General features: G+C 69.3%; 1 protein-coding gene. It reads right to left on the bottom strand.

Annotated features, from left to right (window positions below):
• Positions 1–116 precede the first annotated feature (116 nt).
• Positions 117–812: response regulator transcription factor (locus L6Q67_RS23595; RefSeq protein WP_296575977.1), on the bottom strand; the 696-nt coding region annotated here is incomplete at its 5' end.

Below are 812 nucleotides of genomic sequence, written 5' to 3'. Positions count from 1 at the left end.
GTTCGCGAATAGCAAATAACAGATAACGAATGCCGAAGGACGGGATGGGACTGAAACCCCAGGCTCTGTTGGTCTTGCTGAAAGTGGCGGCGCATTCACGCCGCGCCGCCCCCGCCTCAGCACACAGGCGGGCAGCGCTCCGCCGCCTCGGCGCCCGCCGGGTGGCCCGGGGTTTCAGCGGGGTTTCGGCCATCCGGCTCGAACCTTTCCAGGCGGTAGCCGCTGCCGTAGGCGGAGGCGAGGCGGAAGCCCTGGGCGTCGGTGAGCTGCAGCTTGCGGCGCAGGCGGCTGATGTGGGTGTCGATGGTGCGGGTCGATTGGGTGTGCTGGCCGCGCCAGACGGCGTCGAGCAGGTGGCCCCGCGAGAAGATGCGGCCGAGGTGCTGGAACAGGAAGACGGCCAGCTCGAACTCCTTGTCGGTCAGCATCACCTCGCGGCCGTCGAGGTGGCAGCGGCGGGTTTCGAGGTCGAAGAAGTAGGGCGGGTGATCGAGGCTGGGCTGGTAGCGCAGGGGCTGGCGGCGGCGCAGCACGGCGTCGATCCGGGCGGCGATCTCGCGGTTGCCCACGCCGCGGCGGATGAAGTCGTCGGCGCCGAGGGCCAGGGCGTCGGCGAGCCGGTGTTCGTCGTCGCTGCAGTGGATGAAGATCAGCGCGGTGTCTTCGCCGGCCAGCGTGAACAGGCGGTCGACGAAGGGGCGCATGTCGCTGGCCAGCAGCGTTTCGTCGAGCAGGATCAGGTCGAAGCTCTCCCGGCCGAGCTCCCGCAGCAGGCCCGGACGGGAGTTGTAAACGTGCACGGCGTGCCCCGC

The sequence above is a fragment of the Zoogloea sp. genome (assembly GCF_023150065.1).
In the GTDB taxonomy this organism is placed as follows: Bacteria; Pseudomonadota; Gammaproteobacteria; order Burkholderiales; family Rhodocyclaceae; genus Zoogloea.
The sequence above is the reverse complement of the archived record's forward strand: the minus strand, read 5'-3'. Positions and strand labels throughout refer to the sequence as shown.